This is a genomic window from Arthrospira sp. PCC 8006, assembly GCF_046480465.1.
In the GTDB taxonomy this organism is placed as follows: Bacteria; Cyanobacteriota; Cyanobacteriia; order Cyanobacteriales; family Microcoleaceae; genus Limnospira; species Limnospira platensis.
In genome coordinates this window covers 1-521 of the sequence record NZ_PKGG01000537.1, presented here as the reverse complement: position 1 = coordinate 521, position 521 = coordinate 1, and the positions used below count along the sequence as shown (strand labels likewise).

Genomic DNA, 521 nt, shown 5'->3' with positions numbered 1-521 from the left:
TTGAACCGGAAAATCAGATTTGCGTTGATTCTATATGTTACCAATCTTTACCAGGGGTTGACCCACAGGCTAATTTTCGCGATACTGATTTTAATGCCTTAGAACCTGGTCAACTCTGGCGGTTTACCCTTGACCTCACTACCGGACAGGTTCAGCGTCAATTAATAGAATCTCGCTGTTGTGAATTTCCTACTACTCACCCTAATTCTGTTGGTCGCCCTTATCGATATCTCTACGCCGCCGCCGCCCATAATAGCCAAGGAAATGCACCCCTTCAGGCGATTATTAAGTTTGACCTCGAAACCGGTTCGCGTCAACTTTGGACTGCCGCACCACACGGCTTTACCGGAGAACCTGTCTTTGTTCCCCGTCCTCATGCTACCTCCGAAGATGATGGCTGGTTATTGACTCTCGTTTATGATGCACAACACCACCGCTCTGATGTCGTTATTTTGGATGCGAAAAACCTTGAAAAAAATGCGATCGCTACCCTACACCTTCAACACCATATCCCCTATGGT

General features: G+C 47.0%; 1 protein-coding gene. It reads left to right on the top strand.

The genetic code is table 11. The features are described 5' to 3' along the window. Positions 1–521: carotenoid oxygenase family protein (locus tag B9T16_RS29260; protein WP_410246455.1), on the top strand; the 521-nt coding region annotated here is incomplete at both ends.